This window comes from Rathayibacter sp. PhB1, assembly GCF_004362935.1.
In the GTDB taxonomy this organism is placed as follows: Bacteria; Actinomycetota; Actinomycetes; order Actinomycetales; family Microbacteriaceae; genus Rathayibacter; species Rathayibacter festucae.
In genome coordinates, this window is record NZ_SNYD01000004.1 from 241,149 (window position 1) to 256,141 (window position 14,993).

Consider the following 14,993-nt stretch of genomic DNA (forward strand, 5'->3'; position numbering starts at 1 on the left):
CGTCCCCCGTCCTCCGCTCCGATCCCGGCGCGGCGCCGGTCATCCGCTCAGGCAGCAGCAGAAGGAGCACCGTGAGCTTCACGTCCCCGATCCAACTCCCCGGGCTCGCCCTCGATCCGCAGTGGTACCGCAGGGCCGTGTTCTACGAGGTCATGATCCGGTCGTACTACGACTCGAACGGAGACGGCGCCGGCGACATCAACGGCCTGGCGTCCAAGCTCGACTACCTGCAGTGGCTCGGCATCGACGCGCTCTGGCTGCCGCCCTTCTACATGTCGCCTCTGCGCGACGGCGGCTACGACGTCTCCGACTTCAAGGCGATCCTCCCCGAGTTCGGCACCATGGAGGACTTCCGCGAGCTGGTCCGCAAGGCCCACGAGCGCAACATGCGCATCGTGATGGACTTCCCGCTGAACCACACCAGCGACCAGCACGAGTGGTTCCAGCAGTCGCGCTCCGACCCCGAGGGCCCCTACGGCGACTTCTACGTCTGGAACGACACCGACGACAAGTACCCGGACATCCGGATCATCTTCGTCGACACCGAGGACTCGAACTGGGCCTTCGACGCCGAGCGCCGCCAGTTCTACTTCCACCGCTTCTTCTCGCACCAGCCCGACCTCAACTTCGAGAACCCGGCCGTGCACGAGGCGATCCACGACGTCGTCAAGTTCTGGCTCGACCTCGGCGTCGACGGCATCCGGCTCGACGCGATCCCCTACCTCTACGAGTCCGACGAGGGCAACGGCGAGGGCGAGCCGCCCACGCACGACTTCATCAAGAACCTGCGCACGATGGTCGACCGCGACTACCCCGGCCGCATCCTGATCGCCGAGGCGAACCAGTGGCCGCGCGAGGTCGCCGCGTTCTTCGGCACCGAGGAGGAGCCGGAGTGCCACATGGCCTTCGACTTCCCGGTCATGCCGCGCATCTTCTACTCCCTCCGCGCGCAGACCGCGAACGAGCTGAAGAAAGTGCTCTCCGAGACCTTCGACATCCCCTCCGGCGCCGCCTGGGGCGTCTTCCTCCGCAACCACGACGAGCTCACCCTCGAGATGGTCTCGGAGGAGTACCGCCAGGCGATGTACGGCTGGTACGCCTACGACCCGCGGATGCGCTCCAACATCGGCATCCGCCGCCGGCTGGCGCCGCTGCTCGACAACTCGCGCGCCGAGCTCGAGCTGATCAACGCCCTGCTCTTCTCGCTCGCCGGCAGCCCGTTCCTCTACTACGGGGACGAGATCGGCATGGGCGACAACATCTGGCTGAACGACCGCGACGCCTCGCGCACGCCGATGCAGTGGACCCCGGACCGCAACGCCGGCTTCTCGGCCGCCGACCCGGGCAAGCTCGTCCAGCCGATCGTGCAGTCGCTCGTCTACCACTACAACCAGGTCAACGTGGAGGCGCAGCTCGCCCAGTCGCGCTCGCTGCTGCACTGGATGCGGAACGTGCTGCACGTGCGCCGCGGCCACCCGGCCTTCGGCCTCGGCTCCATGCGCGTGCTCGAGACCGACCACGAGTCGGTGCTCGCCTTCGTCCGCGACTACGCCGGCTCGGGCACTGCGATGGGCGACCAGCCGGAGGAGGTGCTCTGCGTCTTCAGCTTCAACCACAACCCGGTCTCGGTGACGATCACCGACCCCGGGAACCCCGGCTCGACGCTCACCGACCTCTTCGGCGGCGGCCGCTTCCCCGGCTTCTCCGAGGACGGCGCGCTGACGATGACGCTCGGCACCCAGGGCTTCTTCTGGCTGCACGTCGCCAAGGCCGGCCAGGCCCGCGACGGGCTCACCCGCTGACCCGGCCTTCGCCCGCTCGACCGCGCAGCAAGCCGCGGGGCCTCCCGACGATGTCGGAGGCCCCGCCTAGGCTGTCGGCGTGAGCACCACCGAGACGAACCAGGCACCGACGCTCTTCGACGAGAGCCTCCTCGACGAGTCCGGGTCCTCCGGCGCGTCGGCGGGTTCGTCGGAGGCGACAGCCGGCTCCGACGGCGCCCGCTGGTACGACCGTCTCGCCGTCTTCGACCTCGAGACCACCGGCATCGACGTCCGCACCAGCCGCATCGTCACCGCGCACGTCGGCGTGATCGACGCCGACGGCACCCCGGTCGAGGGCACCACCTGGCTCGCCGATCCCGGCGTCGAGATCCCGGCCGGCGCGAGCGCGGTGCACGGCATCAGCACCGAGCACGCCCGCGAGCACGGCCGCCCCGCCGGCGAGGTCGTCGCCGAGGTGTCGGAGGCGCTGCGCTCGCTCCTGGCCCGCGGCATCCCCGTCGTCATCTACAACGCCCCCTACGACCTCTCGCTGCTCGCCTTCGAGGCCCGCCGCTGGGGCGTCCCGGTGCTGATCGACCCGAGTCCCGTGATCGACCCGCTCGTCATCGACAAGGCGGTCGACCGCTACCGCAAGGGCAAGCGCACCCTCGTCCAGGCCGCGCTGCACTACGGTGTCCCGCTGACCGAGGCGCACGACGCCGGCGCCGACGCGATCGCCGCGGGCCGCGTCGCCCAGGCCCTCGGCCGCGCCTTCGCCGAGGAGCTCGGCGGTGGTGCCGAAGCGCTGCACGCCCTGCAGATCGACTGGTGCCGCACCCAGGCCGAGTCGTTCCAGGAGTACATGCGCCGCGTCCGCGACGAGAGCTTCGTCGCCGACGGCGCCTGGCCCGTCCGGCACTGAGCGTCCCGCACCGGCCTCTCGGCACTGACGTCGCGGCTCAGGTGAGCGTGCGACCCTCCGCCAGCAGCGCCACGTACTCCGCGATCCGCCGCTCCCGCGTCTCCGGCCGCTTCAGCTGCGACAGCCGAAACAGGAACGCGAAGCGCTTCTGCCCGCCGACCGTCGCGAAGAAGGCGGCGGCCGCCGGATCCGCGGCCAGTGCCGCCGTGAAGTCGTCCGGCACCTCCGCGTCGCGCTGGCGGTAGGCGGCCTCCCAGCGCCCGTCCGCCCGTGCCCGCTCCACCTCGGCGAGTCCGGCCGGCAGCATCCGGCCCTCCTCGAGCAGCCGCGCCACGTGGTCGCGGTTCACCTTCGACCACGGGCTCGCCCGGCGCCGCGGTGTGAACGCCTGCAGCTTGAACTGCTCGTCGAACGCGCCCGCCTGCCCGTCGATCCAGCCGTGGCAGAGCGCGACGTCGAGCGCCTCCGCGTAGGTGATGCCCGGGTCGACGGCCGCCTTCTTCCGCAGCTTCAACCGCACACCGCCCGGGTCCGGCTCACCGCGGAGGTAGGCGTCCCACTCCTCGGGCGTCGTGAGCGGCAGGATCGGCTTGTCGGCGAAGGACACCATCCCCGGACGCTACCGCCTCCCGGCCCGCCGCGTCACGGGCCCGGAACCCGTGCTCCCGTCACGAGGACATGCGGCGGCCCCCGCGCGCAACCGCTCGACCATCGCCGCGCCCTGCGCTGGGATCGGAGGACAGCGGGACCACCCGAGTCCCCGGCAAGGAGCAGTCATGCCCACCATCCGCACGGTCACCGTCCTCGGCAGCGGAGTCCTCGGCTCCCAGATCGCGTTCCAGGCCGCCTTCCACGGCTTCGCCGTCACCAGCTACGACGTCACCGACGAGGTGCTCGACGCCGCCCGCGAGCGGTTCCGCGGCCTCGCGGGCGTCTACGAGTCGGCACAGGTCTCCGGAGGGATCCCCGGCGGCGCCGCCGCGGCCCTCGAGTCGCTGCGCCTCACCTCCGACCTCGCCGAGGCCGTCGCCGACGCCGACCTCGTGATCGAGGCCGTCCCCGAGGACCTCGCGCTCAAGCAGGAGCTCTACGGCCGCCTCGGCGCCCTCGCCCCCGAGCGGACGATCTTCGCCACCAACTCCTCGACGCTGCTCCCCAGCGATCTCAAGGAGTCGACCGGCCGCCCCGACCGCTTCCTCGCCCTGCACTACGCCAACCACGTCTGGGTGCAGAACACCGCCGAGATCATGGGCACGGCCGACACCGACCCGGCCGTCGTCGACGCGGTCGTCGCCTTCGCGGTCGAGAGCGGTCTCGAGCCGATCCGCCTGCAGAAGGAGAAGGCCGGCTACCTGCTCAACTCGCTGCTGGTGCCGCTCCTGAACGCCGCGAGCGGCCTCCTGATGGGCGGCTACGCCGACCCCGAGACCATCGACAAGACCTGGCGGATCGGCACCGGCGCCCCGCTCGGCCCCTTCCAGATCTTCGACGTCATCGGCCTCAACACCGCCTACCACGTCGCCGTCGCCGCCCCCGACGAGGCCTCCCAGGCCTTCGCCGCCCACCTCAAGACCGAGTACCTCGACCAGGGCAGGCTCGGCACCGCCACCGGCGAGGGCTTCTACCGCTACTGAATCGGCCGACTGCCCGATCAGCAGAGGAAGAGGACTCGCTCCGCGAGCTGAATCGCCACCCATGCTGGTCGAGTAGCCGCGAAGCGGCGTATCGAGACCCGCCGACCAGCGCGCGGGCAGTGGTGGATCTCGATACGCCCGCTCCGCGGGCTACTCGATCAGCATGAAAGGGGGCGACTCCGGAGGGATCGGACGCACGTGCCACCCATGCTGGTCGAGTAGCCGCGAAGCGGCGTATCGAGACCCGGCGACCAGCGCGCCCGCGACGGTGGATCTCGATACGCCCGCTGCGCGGCCTACTCGATCAGCATGAAGCGACCGCCGAGACGAGCGCGCTGCACATGCTGGTCGAGTAGCCGCGCAGCGGCGTATCGAGACCCGCCCACCCCGAGGACGTCGGCCTCTTCCCCGCCCTGCGCCGGCGCCGACGACGAAGGGCCCCCGACCGCAAGGTCGAGGGCCCTTCGGAGGCAGGAGGCCGGAGCCTACTTGCCGAAGTTCTTGTAGCGCGAGTTGAACTTCTCGACGCGGCCGGCCGAGTCCATGATGCGCTGCTTGCCCGTGTAGAACGGGTGCGAGGCGGACGAGATCTCGACGTCGATGACGGGGTACGTGACGCCGTCGAGCTCGATCGTCTTGCTGCTGGTCGCCGTCGAGCGGGTGAGGAAGGTCTCACCGGAGGCGAGGTCGCGGAACACGATGGCCTCGTACTTGGGGTGGATGTCGGTCTGCATGATCGTGTCCTGTCGCTTGTGGTCCTGAACCGCGCCTGTCGTCGACGGGTGCGGGTGGATGAGTGGCGGGCGCACCGCGAACGGGCCCGAACCAGCTACCGAGAATAGCAGACGGCCGCCGCCACGGGGAGGTGCGGCACGCGGTCGCGCGAGCCCGCGTTCAGCGGGCGCGGGCCGAGTAGCGCCCGTTCTCGTGCGTCAGCGCGATGTCGAGCCCGAAGGCGTCCGCGAGGGTCGCCTCGGTGAGCGCCTCGGCCAGCGGGCCGGCGGCGACGACGGCGCCGTCGCGCAGCAGCAGCGCGTGCGTGAACCCGGCCGGGATCTCCTCGACGTGGTGGGTCACCATCACGATCGCGGGCGAGGCCGGGTCCTGCGCGAAGCCGCCGAGCAGCTGCACGAGCTCCTCGCGGGCGCCGAGGTCGAGGCTGCCGGCCGGCTCGTCGAGCAGCAGCAGCTCGGGGTCGGTCATGATCGCGCGGGCGATCTGGACGCGCTTCTGCTCACCGTCGGAGAGCGTGCCGAAGGTGCGGTCGGCGAGGTGGTCGAGCTTCCACTCCACGAGGACGCGGCGCGCGCGGCGCTCGTCGATCTCGTCGTAGCCCTCGTTCCAGCGCCCCGTGACCGCGTACGCGGCGGTCATCACGACGTCGAGCACCGTCTCGCCCGCGGGCAGGCGGCGCGCCATCGCGGTCGACGCGTAGCCGATCCGGGGGCGCAGCTCGAAGACGTCGACGCGGCCGAGCGTCTCCTCGAGCAGGTGCGCGGAGCCGGTCGACGGATAGTTCTGCGCCGCGGCGATCTGCAGGATCGAGGTCTTCCCGGCTCCGTTGGAGCCGAGGATCACCCAGCGCTCCTCCTCGGACACGGTCCAGTCGACGTGGTCGAGGATCCGCTTGCCGTTCCGGACGAAGGACACATCGACGAACGAGACAACGCTGGGCATGCGGACCAGTCTAAAGGGAGCGGGCGGCGGGCTCAGACGAGCGAGTCGTAGATCGCACGGGTGTCCCGGGCGATCTGCGTCCAGCTGAAGTCGCTCTGCGCGCGCAGGCGTCCGGCCTCGCCCATCCGCTTGGCGGCGGCCGGGTCGGCGACGACCTCGGCCATCGCGGCCGCGAGGTCGGCGACGTAGCGGTCCGGATCCACGGGCGTGCCCGTGCCGTCCGTCACCTGCTCGATCGGCACGAGGCGCCCGGTGACGCCGTCGACGACGACCTCCGGGATGCCGCCGGTCGCGGTTCCGACGACCGCGGCACCGCACGCCATCGCCTCGAGGTTGACGATGCCGAGCGGCTCGTAGATCGACGGGCAGACGAACGTGGTCGCGGCGGTCAGCACCGCGGAGAGCTCGTGGCGCGGCAGGTGGCGGTCGATCCAGACGACGCCGGTGCGCTCCTGCTGGAGCCCCCGCACCAGCGCGGTGACCTCGGCCATGATCTCGGGAGTGTCCGGGGCGCCGGCGCAGAGCACCAGCTGCACCTCCGGCGGCAGCATCGCGGCCGCGCGCAGCAGGTAGGGCAGCCCCTTCTGCCGGGTGATCCGGCCGACGAAGACGACGGACGGACGCGACGGGTCGATGCCCAGCTCGGCGAGGACGGCCTCGTCCTCCACCGGGTGCCAGGCGTCGAGGTCGATGCCGTTGTAGACGACGTGCACCTTCGCCGGGTCCAGAGCGGGGTAGGAGCGGAGGATGTCGTTGCGCATCCCGCCGGACACCGCGATCACGGCGTCCGCGCTCTCGTACGCCTCGCGCTCGATCCAGCTCGAGACGCGGTAGCCGCCGCCGAGCTGCTCGGCCTTCCACGGGCGCAGCGGCTCGAGGCTGTGCGCCGAGACGACGTGCGGGATGCCGTGCAGCAGCTGCGCGAGGCGCCCGGCCGCGTTGGCGTACCAGGTGTGCGAGTGCACGAGATCGGCTCCGGCCGCGTCCTGGGCGATCTGGAGATCGACGCCCAGGGTCTGCAGCGCGCCGTTGGCCTGCGCCAGCTCGGCGGGCACCGGATACGCGAACGCCCCCTCCTCGTCCCTCGGCGCGCCGAAGCAGCGCACCACGACCTCGATGTCGTGGCGGAGGGCCTTGGTGAGCTCGGCCACGTGCACACCGGCTCCCCCGTACACCTCGGGCGGATATTCCTTGGTCAGCAGATCGACTCGCACACCCCGAACCGTAGTACAGCGCGATCCCCCGGCGACAGCCGACTTCACGCGGGTTCGCGGACCTCCGCCAACCCCTACTGTGGAGCCATGCAGTCAAAGAAGATTTTCGGCATCGTCCTCGCGGGTGGCGAAGGCAAGCGGCTCATGCCCCTGACGGCGGACCGGGCCAAGCCCGCGGTGCCGTTCGGCGGGCAGTACCGTCTGATCGACTTCGCGCTGTCCAACCTCATCAACTCGGGTCTGACCCAGATCGTGGTGCTGACCCAGTACAAGTCGCACTCGCTCGACCGCCACGTCTCGCAGACCTGGACGCTGTCGGGGCTGCTGAACTCGTACGTCGCGTCCGTCCCGGCGCAGCAGCGGCTCGGCAAGCGCTGGTTCAGCGGCTCCGCCGACGCGATCCTGCAGAGTCTCAACCTGATCCGCGACGAGAAGCCCGACATCGTCGTCGTGGTCGGCGCGGACCACGTCTACCGCATGGACTTCTCGCAGATGATCGAGGCGCACATCAAGTCCGGCGCCAAGGCGACGGTCGCGGCCATCCGCCAGCCGATCGAGCTGGCCGACCAGTTCGGCGTCATCCAGCTCGCGGGCGACGAGGCCGGCGACGGCATCGTCCCCACCAAGATCGCCGAGTTCCTCGAGAAGCCCAAGGACGCGGTCGGCCTCGCCGACTCGCCGCACGAGGTCCTCGCCTCGATGGGCAACTACGTCTTCGACGCCGACGCCCTGATCGACGCGGTCATCCGCGACGGCGAGCTCTCGACCTCCGACCACGACATGGGCGGCGACATCATCCCCGACTTCGTCGCTCGCGGCGAGGCCGGCGTCTACGACCTCAAGCTCAACGAGGTCCCCGGCTCCACCGATCGCGACCGCTACTACTGGCGCGACGTGGGGACGATCGACTCGTTCTTCGAGGCGCACCAGGACCTCATCTCGGCGCTGCCCGTCTTCAACCTCTACAACCAGCAGTGGCCGATCTTCTCGTCGCAGCTGAACTCGCCGCCCGCGAAGATCGTCCGCGACGGCAAGGGCAACCTCGGCACGACGGTCGACTCGGTCGTCTCGCTCGGCACCGTCATCTCGGGCGCGCACATCGAGCGCAGCGTCGTGGGTCCGTGGGCGGTCATCGAGTCGAACGCCACTGTCTCCGACTCGGTCGTCTTCGACAAGGTCCGGATCGGCCCGGACGCCGTGGTCGCCCGCGCTATCCTCGACAAGGACGTCGTCGTCGAGCCCGGCGCCCGTGTCGGCGTGGACCACGACCACGACCGCGAGCGCGGGTTCACCGTCACCGAGTCGGGCATCACCGTCGTCGGCAAGGGCGTCGTCGTCCGCCCGTAGCACCCCCGCGGGTCGAGAGCACTGCGCTTCCGCGCCGCCGGTCCCACCGGCGGGCGGACCCGACCGATTGGCCCGTCCTTGAGTGAGCCGCTGCGCACACCCGCCCGCTTCCTGGTCGTCGTCGACGCCGATTCCACGCTGCTGCAGGACGAGGTAATCGAGCTCCTCGCCGCGCACGCCGGCTCCGAGGAGCGGGTCGCCGCGATCACCGAGCGCGCGATGCACGGCGAGATCGACTTCGGCGAGAGCCTGCGCGAGCGCGTCGCCACCCTCGCCGGCGTGCTCGACGGCGTCTGCGCCGGAGTGAGCGGCCGCGTCCGGGTCACCCCGGGAGTGGAGGAGCTGATCGCCGGCATCCACTCCGCCGGCGGTCGGATCGGCGTCGTCTCGGGCGGCTTCCACGAGGTGCTCGATCCGGTCGCCGGGGCGCTCGGCCTCGACTTCGTCCGCGCGAACCGGCTCGGCAGCCGCGACGGCCGCCTGACCGGCGCGGTCGAGGGCCCGGTCATCGACGCCGCCGCGAAGGCCGCGGCCCTGTGCGAGTGGGCGGCGGAGTCCGGCGTCCCGCTCCGGCGCGCGATCGCGGTCGGCGACGGCGCGAACGATCTCGAGATGATGCGGGTGGCCGGCCTCTCGGTCGCCTTCAACGCGAAGCCCGTGGTCCGCGAGCGCGCCGACCTCGTCATCGACGGGCTCGATCTCAGCCAGCTGCTGCCGGTCCTCGGCCTGCGCGGCTGACGCTGGGGCGGCGCCTCAGCTGCCCGCCGTCGCGACCAGGGCCGCCGCGCCCAGGGCCAGCGCCCAGCTGACCAGCGAGCCGACCAGGAAGTACTCCGCCTTCGAGCCGCCCTCGCCGTCGCGGGAGATCTCCGGGAAGCGCACGATGCCCTTCGCCGCGAAGACGGCGCCGGCCAGCCCGATCGCTCCGGCGAGGGTGAGCCCGGCCACGAGGAGCCGCTCCAGCGGCCCGATGGCGCGACCGCCGCGGAGATCCGGGACGCGCACCTCCTGGGGCGCCGACCGGGCGAATCGATCCCGGAGCGAGAAGCGGCTGCGGGCGGCGACCGGCTGCGGCAGCTCGCGGTAGAGCGCGGCGCGCACGACGACGTTGGCGCTCTCGAGGAGGAAGAGCGCGGCGCCCCCGGCGAGCAGCGCCTGGGCGATCGGCGGGATCGGCCCGGAGCGCCCGAGCCCCGCGTAGGCGTCGACCAGGGGGCCGGCGGCGGGGCCGGTCGCGCGATCCAGAAACGAGAGGACGAGGACCGCGACGACGAGGCCGACGGCGGGTCGGAGCCCACCGGGCGGCCGGCTGCCCGCCGCGGTCGTCGTGAGCAGCAGCCAGACTCCGGCGAGGACCGCGACGGTCGCGACACCGAGCGGCGGCGCCCCGAGGCCCAGCACGGCGGAGAGCGCTGCTCCCACCCAGAGCACGACGACAGCCCCGGCAGCGACCGGCCTGCCGAGGTGCGTCCGCGCGAGGTCGGCCAGCCCGACGAGCGCGAGCAGCAGCGCGGTCAGCACGCGTCCGCCAGCAGCCGCGCGCCGGTGAGCAGGGCGCCGGCGCCCGCGCGCTTCAGCGCCTGCGACACCGCCGACTGCGTGATCGACTCCTGCTCGGCCAGGATCTTCTGCGGCAGCCCGCGCGCGGTGCCGAGCACGAGCCGCCGGTCGCGGTCGCTCATCTCGCCGACGAGAGCGTCGCGGGCGAGGAGGTAGGCGTTCACCGCGGCCTCCTGCGCGTCCGGGGCGTCCGAGGCGATGAACCAGCCCCGTGCGGTCGGCACGGCTCCGTCCTCGAGGGCGTGCGCCCGCTCGATGGCCGCTCGCGCGCGCCACCAGCCGGACCCGTCCTGCAGGCCGCCGGCGACTCCGGAGCCGACCACCCTGATCTCGCCGCGGCCGAGGCCGACCCGGCAGTCCACCCCGGGCGGCAGCGCCAGGCGCGCCTGGAGCGTCGCCCCGAGGGCCGCGGAGACGGAGGCGTAGACCGCCTGGAACTCGTCCCCGACCGTCGGGTGCAGCGGTTCGAGGGCCGGGACCGCCGCGTCGACCGCCGCGAAGCCGCGCTCGATCTCGCGCTGCACGGAGGACCGGGCAGTGATCTCCCGGGAGTCGACCAGGTCGAGCAGCACCGCGACGACGGGGGGTTCGGTCATCGCATAAGCCTACAGCTGATATCTGTCGGATATAAGCTCTCAGCTGATACGGTCAGTGACCCATCCCGAGGCCGCCGTCGACGGGGATGACGGCGCCGGAGATGTAGTCCGCCTCGTCGCTCGCCAGCCAGCGGGTGACCTTCGCGACCTCGGCGGCCGTGCCGTAGCGGGCCAGCGGGATGCTCTTGCGGTACTCCGCCTGCTGCTCCGCCGGGAGCTCCGCCGTCATGTCGGTCTCGATGAACCCGGGTGCGACGACGTTCGCCGTGATGTTGCGGGCGCCGAGCTCGCGGGTCAGCGACCGGGCGAAGCCGACGAGTGCGGCCTTCGACGAGGAGTAGTTGATCTGGCCCGGTCCGCCGTAGAGGCCGACGACGCTCGAGATCAGGACGATGCGGCCGAACCTCTGCTTCAGCATCGCCTTCGACGCCCGCTTGACGACCCGGAAGGCGCCGGTGAGGTTGGTGTCGACGACGGAGGTGAAGTCGTCCTCCGACATGCGCAGCAGCAGCATGTCGCGGGTGATGCCGGCGTTCGCGACGACGACCTCGACGGGGCCGAGCTCGGCCTCGATCTGCGAGAAGGCGGCGTCGATGGACGCGGAGTCGGTGACGTCGGCGACGACGGTGAAGGAGCCCTCGGGGCCCGAGCCGGAGCGGGCGGTGACCGCGACCCGGTGACCGGCCGCCACGAACTCCTCGGCGATGGCGTAGCCGATCCCCCGGTTGCCCCCCGTGACGAGAACGGTGCGCGGCGTGGTCATGGTGTCCCTCTCCGCCGGTGCGCGGGCGGCTCCGGACGACCCGTACATCTTAGAGGCGCTCGGCGCAACACATCCGCGGATAGGGCCGTCTCAGCCTTCGCTTGGCGCGCACGACGTAGTCTTGTCGGGCTGTGAAATCACGCGAATCGCTCACCTCCCTCCCGCCGTCGCCCAGTGCCGCGCGTCGCTCCCGCGCGATCAAGTACTCCATCGCCATGGGCATCAGGATGGTCTGCGTGATCTGCCTGATCTTCGCCCAGGGCTGGTGGCTGCTCTTCTTCGCCCTCGGCGCGATCGTGCTCCCCTACTTCGCCGTCGTGCTCGCCAACGTCGGCAGCGCCGGTGAGAGCGGCACGGTCGAGCGTCCCGGCGCGATCGTGCTGTCCCGGCCGGTGCCGCCATACGTGCCGCCCACGGCGGACGACGCCGCTCCCTCCGCCGACGTGCCCGAGGGCGGCGACCCGAGCGAGGGACGACGGTGATCCCGCTCGGCGGCGTGCCCGATCAGCACGCCTGCTCGCGCGCCGGCTGCGCGCTGACCGCGACCTGGGCGATCGAGTGGCGGAACCCGCGCATCCACACCGCGGACCGCCGGAAGACCTGGCTCGCCTGCGGTGAGCACCTCGACTACCTGCGCGAGTTCCTCGCGGCCCGGGAGTTCCCGCTCGAGGTGAAGCCTCTGCTGACGGTGGACCGCGGAGCCGCTCTGTGAGCGCGACGGCGACGCGGCCGTCCTGGCGCTTCGCCTTCTCGCGCCGCTGGTTCGGCTACCTGGCCCTCACGATCGTCTTCGCCGTCGCCTGCGTGCTGCTCTCGCGCTGGCAGGTCGCGCGGCTCGACGAGGCGGCGAGCACCAACCGGCTCGTCACCGCCAACTGGAACGCGGACCCCGTCGCACTCGACGGGCTGCTCCCCGAGGGAGCGAGCTGGGACGACGCGCTCGAGTACCGCCCCGTCGAGGTCAGCGGCGTCTACGAGACCGACGGCGAGACGCTCGTCCGCAACCGGCCGTACAACGGCAATCCCGGCTTCGAGATCCTCACGCCGTTGCGCCTCGCGGACGGCACCGTCTTCGTCGTCGATCGCGGCTGGGTCCCGGTCGGCTCCACCCAGGACTCCCCCGACGTCGTCCCGGCCCCGCCCGAGGGCGAGGTCACGGTCACGGCCCGGCTCAAGCCCGGCGAGGGCCGCATCGAGGGCCGCGGCGCGCCCGCCGGCCAGATCGCCACGATCCAGCTCGACGACCTCTCCGCCCAGCTCGACGAGCCGCTGCGCACCGCCGGCTACGGGCTGCTGGTCCAGGAGGACCCGGCGCCGATCGAGGAGCGGCCCCTCGCCGCGATCAAGCCGGTCGCCGACGAGGGCCTGCACATCAGCTACGCGATCCAGTGGGTGCTCTTCGCGATCATGGGCTTCGGCGGTCTCGCCTGGGCGATCCGGCACGAGTACCGGATCCGCAACGCGGACGACCCCGAGGTCATCGCCGCCGAGGAGCGCCGCGAGCAGCGCCGCCTCCGCCGCGGCCGCACCGACGCCGAGATCGAGGACGAACTGCTCGACGCCCGCTGACGGAGCGGGATCCACTGGGAGGACATGCCCGCACACATGCTGGTCGAGTAGCCCCGCAGGGGCGTATCGAGACCCGCCGTCACCAGCATGGCGGGTCTGCAGACTCGACTTCTGATGGTGATGGATCTCGATACGCCCGCTCCGCGGGCTACTCGATCAGCATGAGCCGCATGCTGGTCGAGTAGCCGCGGCACGCGGCGTATCGAGACCCACGACGCCGCCGATCAGGCCAGCATGATCAGGTCGAGGTAGTCCGCGGTCCAGTGGTCCTCGGTGCCCTCGGGCATGATCAGCACGCGCTCGGGGTTGAGCGCCTCGACGGCCCCCTCGTCGTGGCTGACCAGGACGACCGCGCCCTCGTAGTGCGCGAGCGCGTCGAGGATCTCCTCGCGGCTGGCCGGGTCGAGGTTGTTGGTGGGCTCGTCGAGCAGCAGCACGTTGGCACCCGAGACGACGATCATCGCCAGGGCGAGGCGGGTCTTCTCGCCGCCGGAGAGGACTCCGGCCGGCTTGTGCGAGTCGTCGCCGGTGAAGAGGAACGAGCCCAGCACGCGGCGGGCCTCGGTCTCGGTGAGGTTCGGGCTCGAGGAGACCATGTTCTCCAGCACCGAGCGCCTGACGTCGATCGTCTCGTGCTCCTGGGCGTAGTAGCCGATGCGCAGGCCGTGGCCGGCCTCGATCACGCCGGTGTCGGGCGCGTCCACACCGCCGAGGATGCGCAGCAGCGTCGTCTTCCCCGCACCGTTCAGCCCGAGGATGACGACCTTCGAGCCGCGGTCGATCGCGAGGTCGACGGAGGTGAAGATCTCGAGCGAGCCGTAGCTCTTCGAGAGGTTCTGCGCCTGCAGCGGGGTCCGGCCGCAGGCGGACGGGGTCGGGAAGCGGAGCTTCGCGACGCGGTCCACGGCGCGGACCTCCTCGAGGCCGCTGAGCATCCGCTCGGCGCGCGCGACCATCTGGTGCGCGGCCGCGGCCTTCGACGCCTTCGCGCCGAAGCGCGCGGCCTGCAGCTGCAGTGCCCCGGCCTTCTTCTCGACGTTGACGCGCTCCTTCTTGCGGCGCTCCTCGTCGGCCGCGCGCTGGCGGAGGTAGTTCTTCCAGTTCATGTTGTAGACGTCGATGACCTGGCGGTTCGCATCGAGGTAGAAGACGCGGTTGACCGTCTCGCCGACCAGCTCGATGTCGTGGCTGATCACGATGAAGCCGCCGCGGTAGTTCTTCAGGAACTCGCGGAGCCAGACGACGGAGTCGGCGTCGAGGTGGTTGGTCGGCTCGTCGAGGATGAGCGTCTGCGCGTCGGAGAAGAGGATGCGCGCGAGCTCGATGCGGCGGCGCTGACCACCCGAGAGCGTCTTCAGCGGCTGGTCGAGGATCCGGTCCGGCAGGTTCAGGTTGCTCGCGATCGACGCCGCCTCCGCCTCGGCCGCGTAGCCGCCGAGCGAGAGGAACCGGTCGGTCAGGTTGCCGTACTTCTTCATCCCGGCCTCGCTGACGGCCGTGTCGCTGCTCGACATCGCGACGGTGGCCTCCTGCATGCCCAGCACCAGCTGGCCGAGGCCGCGGGCGTCGAGGATGCGCGTGCGCGCCAGCTCCTCCGGGTCGCCGGAGCGCGGGTCCTGCGGCAGGTAGCCGATCTCGCCGCCGCGGTCGACCGAGCCCTTCGCGGCGATGAGGTCGCCGGCGAGGACCTTGGTCAGCGTCGTCTTGCCCGCGCCGTTGCGGCCGACGAGGCCGACCTTGTCGCCGTCGCCGACTCTGAAGGACACGTTCTCCATCAGGAGTCGGGCGCCGACTCGGAGTTCGAGGTCGTGCACGCTGAGCACTGTGCTGTCCGTTCCCGCCAAGAAATGGCGTTCGGTTCGGGAGGTGTGGGGCAAGAGGCCGCGGAGCGGCAGCCCCCTAGTATATTTCCTGAGCCGCGGGGCGGATCCACGTCCGCTCACCGCGG

16 protein-coding genes are annotated in these 14,993 nt (G+C 71.4%); 8 read left to right on the forward strand and 8 right to left on the reverse strand.

The window, feature by feature from the left end; genetic code table 11:
• Window positions 1–71 precede the first annotated feature (71 nt).
• Window positions 72–1,802 carry a maltose alpha-D-glucosyltransferase gene (gene treS, locus EDF17_RS11555; protein ID WP_123446300.1) on the forward strand — a complete coding sequence of 577 codons (1,731 nt, stop codon included), beginning with the start codon at window positions 72–74 and terminating at the stop codon, window positions 1,800–1,802.
• Between the two features lie 79 nt (window positions 1,803–1,881).
• Complete coding sequence (locus tag EDF17_RS11560) at window positions 1,882–2,685, forward strand: 3'-5' exonuclease (protein ID WP_123446299.1); 804 nt, start codon at window positions 1,882–1,884, stop codon at window positions 2,683–2,685.
• Between the two features lie 37 nt (window positions 2,686–2,722).
• On the opposite strand, the gene EDF17_RS11565 is transcribed toward EDF17_RS11560, so the two are convergent.
• Window positions 2,723–3,295 carry a YdeI/OmpD-associated family protein gene (locus tag EDF17_RS11565; protein WP_123446298.1) on the reverse strand — a complete coding sequence of 191 codons (573 nt, stop codon included), beginning with the start codon at window positions 3,293–3,295 and terminating at the stop codon, window positions 2,723–2,725.
• 166 nt (window positions 3,296–3,461) lie between these two features.
• On the opposite strand from EDF17_RS11565, the gene EDF17_RS11570 reads away from it, so the two are divergent.
• Window positions 3,462–4,319, forward strand: a complete 858-nt coding sequence (locus EDF17_RS11570; RefSeq protein ID WP_123446297.1) for a 3-hydroxyacyl-CoA dehydrogenase — start codon at window positions 3,462–3,464, stop codon at window positions 4,317–4,319.
• Between the two features lie 485 nt (window positions 4,320–4,804).
• On the opposite strand, the gene EDF17_RS11575 is transcribed toward EDF17_RS11570, so the two are convergent.
• From EDF17_RS11575 to glgA, 3 genes are all read right to left on the reverse strand, one after another.
• A complete protein-coding gene (locus EDF17_RS11575; RefSeq protein ID WP_123446296.1) occupies window positions 4,805–5,053 on the reverse strand; it encodes a type B 50S ribosomal protein L31 in 249 nt (82 codons plus the stop codon).
• 160 nt (window positions 5,054–5,213) lie between these two features.
• Complete coding sequence (locus EDF17_RS11580; protein ID WP_123446295.1) at window positions 5,214–5,996, reverse strand: ABC transporter ATP-binding protein; 783 nt, start codon at window positions 5,994–5,996, stop codon at window positions 5,214–5,216.
• Window positions 5,997–6,028: 32 nt separating this feature from the next.
• Window positions 6,029–7,210, reverse strand: a complete 1,182-nt coding sequence (gene glgA / locus EDF17_RS11585) for a glycogen synthase (protein WP_123446294.1) — start codon at window positions 7,208–7,210, stop codon at window positions 6,029–6,031.
• Window positions 7,211–7,297: 87 nt separating this feature from the next.
• Between glgA and EDF17_RS11590 the strand changes: the two genes are divergently transcribed.
• Together EDF17_RS11590 and serB are read left to right on the forward strand one after the other, a co-directional pair.
• A complete protein-coding gene (locus tag EDF17_RS11590; RefSeq protein ID WP_123446293.1) occupies window positions 7,298–8,557 on the forward strand; it encodes a glucose-1-phosphate adenylyltransferase in 1,260 nt (419 codons plus the stop codon).
• Between the two features lie 78 nt (window positions 8,558–8,635).
• Window positions 8,636–9,295 (forward strand): phosphoserine phosphatase SerB, encoded by a 660-nt coding sequence (gene serB / locus EDF17_RS11595; protein ID WP_123446292.1) that lies wholly within the window; start codon window positions 8,636–8,638, stop codon window positions 9,293–9,295.
• Window positions 9,296–9,310: 15 nt separating this feature from the next.
• On the opposite strand, the gene EDF17_RS11600 is transcribed toward serB, so the two are convergent.
• The 3 genes from EDF17_RS11600 to fabG are packed head-to-tail and all read right to left on the reverse strand — an operon-like array spanning window position 9,311 to window position 11,476.
• On the reverse strand, window positions 9,311–10,078 hold the full coding sequence (locus EDF17_RS11600; protein WP_123446291.1) for a hypothetical protein: 768 nt from the start codon (window positions 10,076–10,078) through the stop codon (window positions 9,311–9,313).
• A complete protein-coding gene (locus EDF17_RS11605) occupies window positions 10,072–10,713 on the reverse strand; it encodes a SatD family protein (protein ID WP_123446290.1) in 642 nt (213 codons plus the stop codon). Before EDF17_RS11605 ends, EDF17_RS11600 begins: the two co-directional genes overlap by 7 nt.
• A gap of 52 nt (window positions 10,714–10,765) precedes the next feature.
• Window positions 10,766–11,476, reverse strand: a complete 711-nt coding sequence (gene fabG / locus EDF17_RS11610; RefSeq protein WP_123446289.1) for a 3-oxoacyl-ACP reductase FabG — start codon at window positions 11,474–11,476, stop codon at window positions 10,766–10,768.
• A gap of 131 nt (window positions 11,477–11,607) precedes the next feature.
• Here fabG and EDF17_RS11615 point away from each other — a divergent pair, with 131 nt between their 5' ends.
• From EDF17_RS11615 to EDF17_RS11625, 3 genes are read left to right on the forward strand one after another with little or no spacing between them, the layout of a single operon-like run.
• Window positions 11,608–11,958 carry a DUF3099 domain-containing protein gene (locus tag EDF17_RS11615; protein ID WP_123446288.1) on the forward strand — a complete coding sequence of 117 codons (351 nt, stop codon included), beginning with the start codon at window positions 11,608–11,610 and terminating at the stop codon, window positions 11,956–11,958.
• On the forward strand, window positions 11,955–12,188 hold the full coding sequence (locus tag EDF17_RS11620) for a hypothetical protein (RefSeq protein ID WP_243582970.1): 234 nt from the start codon (window positions 11,955–11,957) through the stop codon (window positions 12,186–12,188). Before EDF17_RS11615 ends, EDF17_RS11620 begins: the two co-directional genes overlap by 4 nt.
• On the forward strand, window positions 12,185–13,045 hold the full coding sequence (locus tag EDF17_RS11625) for an SURF1 family protein (protein WP_123446287.1): 861 nt from the start codon (window positions 12,185–12,187) through the stop codon (window positions 13,043–13,045). Before EDF17_RS11620 ends, EDF17_RS11625 begins: the two co-directional genes overlap by 4 nt.
• A 224-nt stretch (window positions 13,046–13,269) precedes the next feature.
• Here EDF17_RS11625 and EDF17_RS11630 read toward each other — a convergent pair whose 3' ends face one another.
• Window positions 13,270–14,868 carry an ABC-F family ATP-binding cassette domain-containing protein gene (locus EDF17_RS11630; RefSeq protein ID WP_123446286.1) on the reverse strand — a complete coding sequence of 533 codons (1,599 nt, stop codon included), beginning with the start codon at window positions 14,866–14,868 and terminating at the stop codon, window positions 13,270–13,272.
• Between the last annotated feature and the right edge of the window lie 125 nt (window positions 14,869–14,993).

Bases quoted from the DNA above. Each gene is read 5' to 3' on its own strand.
- EDF17_RS11565 (WP_123446298.1), bottom strand. From the start codon at position 3,295: ATGGTGTCCTTCGCCGACAAGCCGATCCTGCCGCTCACGACGCCCGAG.
- EDF17_RS11570 (WP_123446297.1), top strand. From the start codon at position 3,462: ATGCCCACCATCCGCACGGTCACCGTCCTCGGCAGCGGAGTCCTCGGC.
- EDF17_RS11575 (WP_123446296.1), bottom strand. From the start codon at position 5,053: ATGCAGACCGACATCCACCCCAAGTACGAGGCCATCGTGTTCCGCGAC.
- EDF17_RS11580 (WP_123446295.1), bottom strand. From the start codon at position 5,996: ATGCCCAGCGTTGTCTCGTTCGTCGATGTGTCCTTCGTCCGGAACGGC.
- EDF17_RS11590 (WP_123446293.1), top strand. From the start codon at position 7,298: ATGCAGTCAAAGAAGATTTTCGGCATCGTCCTCGCGGGTGGCGAAGGC.
- EDF17_RS11605 (WP_123446290.1), bottom strand. From the start codon at position 10,713: ATGACCGAACCCCCCGTCGTCGCGGTGCTGCTCGACCTGGTCGACTCC.
- fabG (WP_123446289.1), bottom strand. From the start codon at position 11,476: ATGACCACGCCGCGCACCGTTCTCGTCACGGGGGGCAACCGGGGGATC.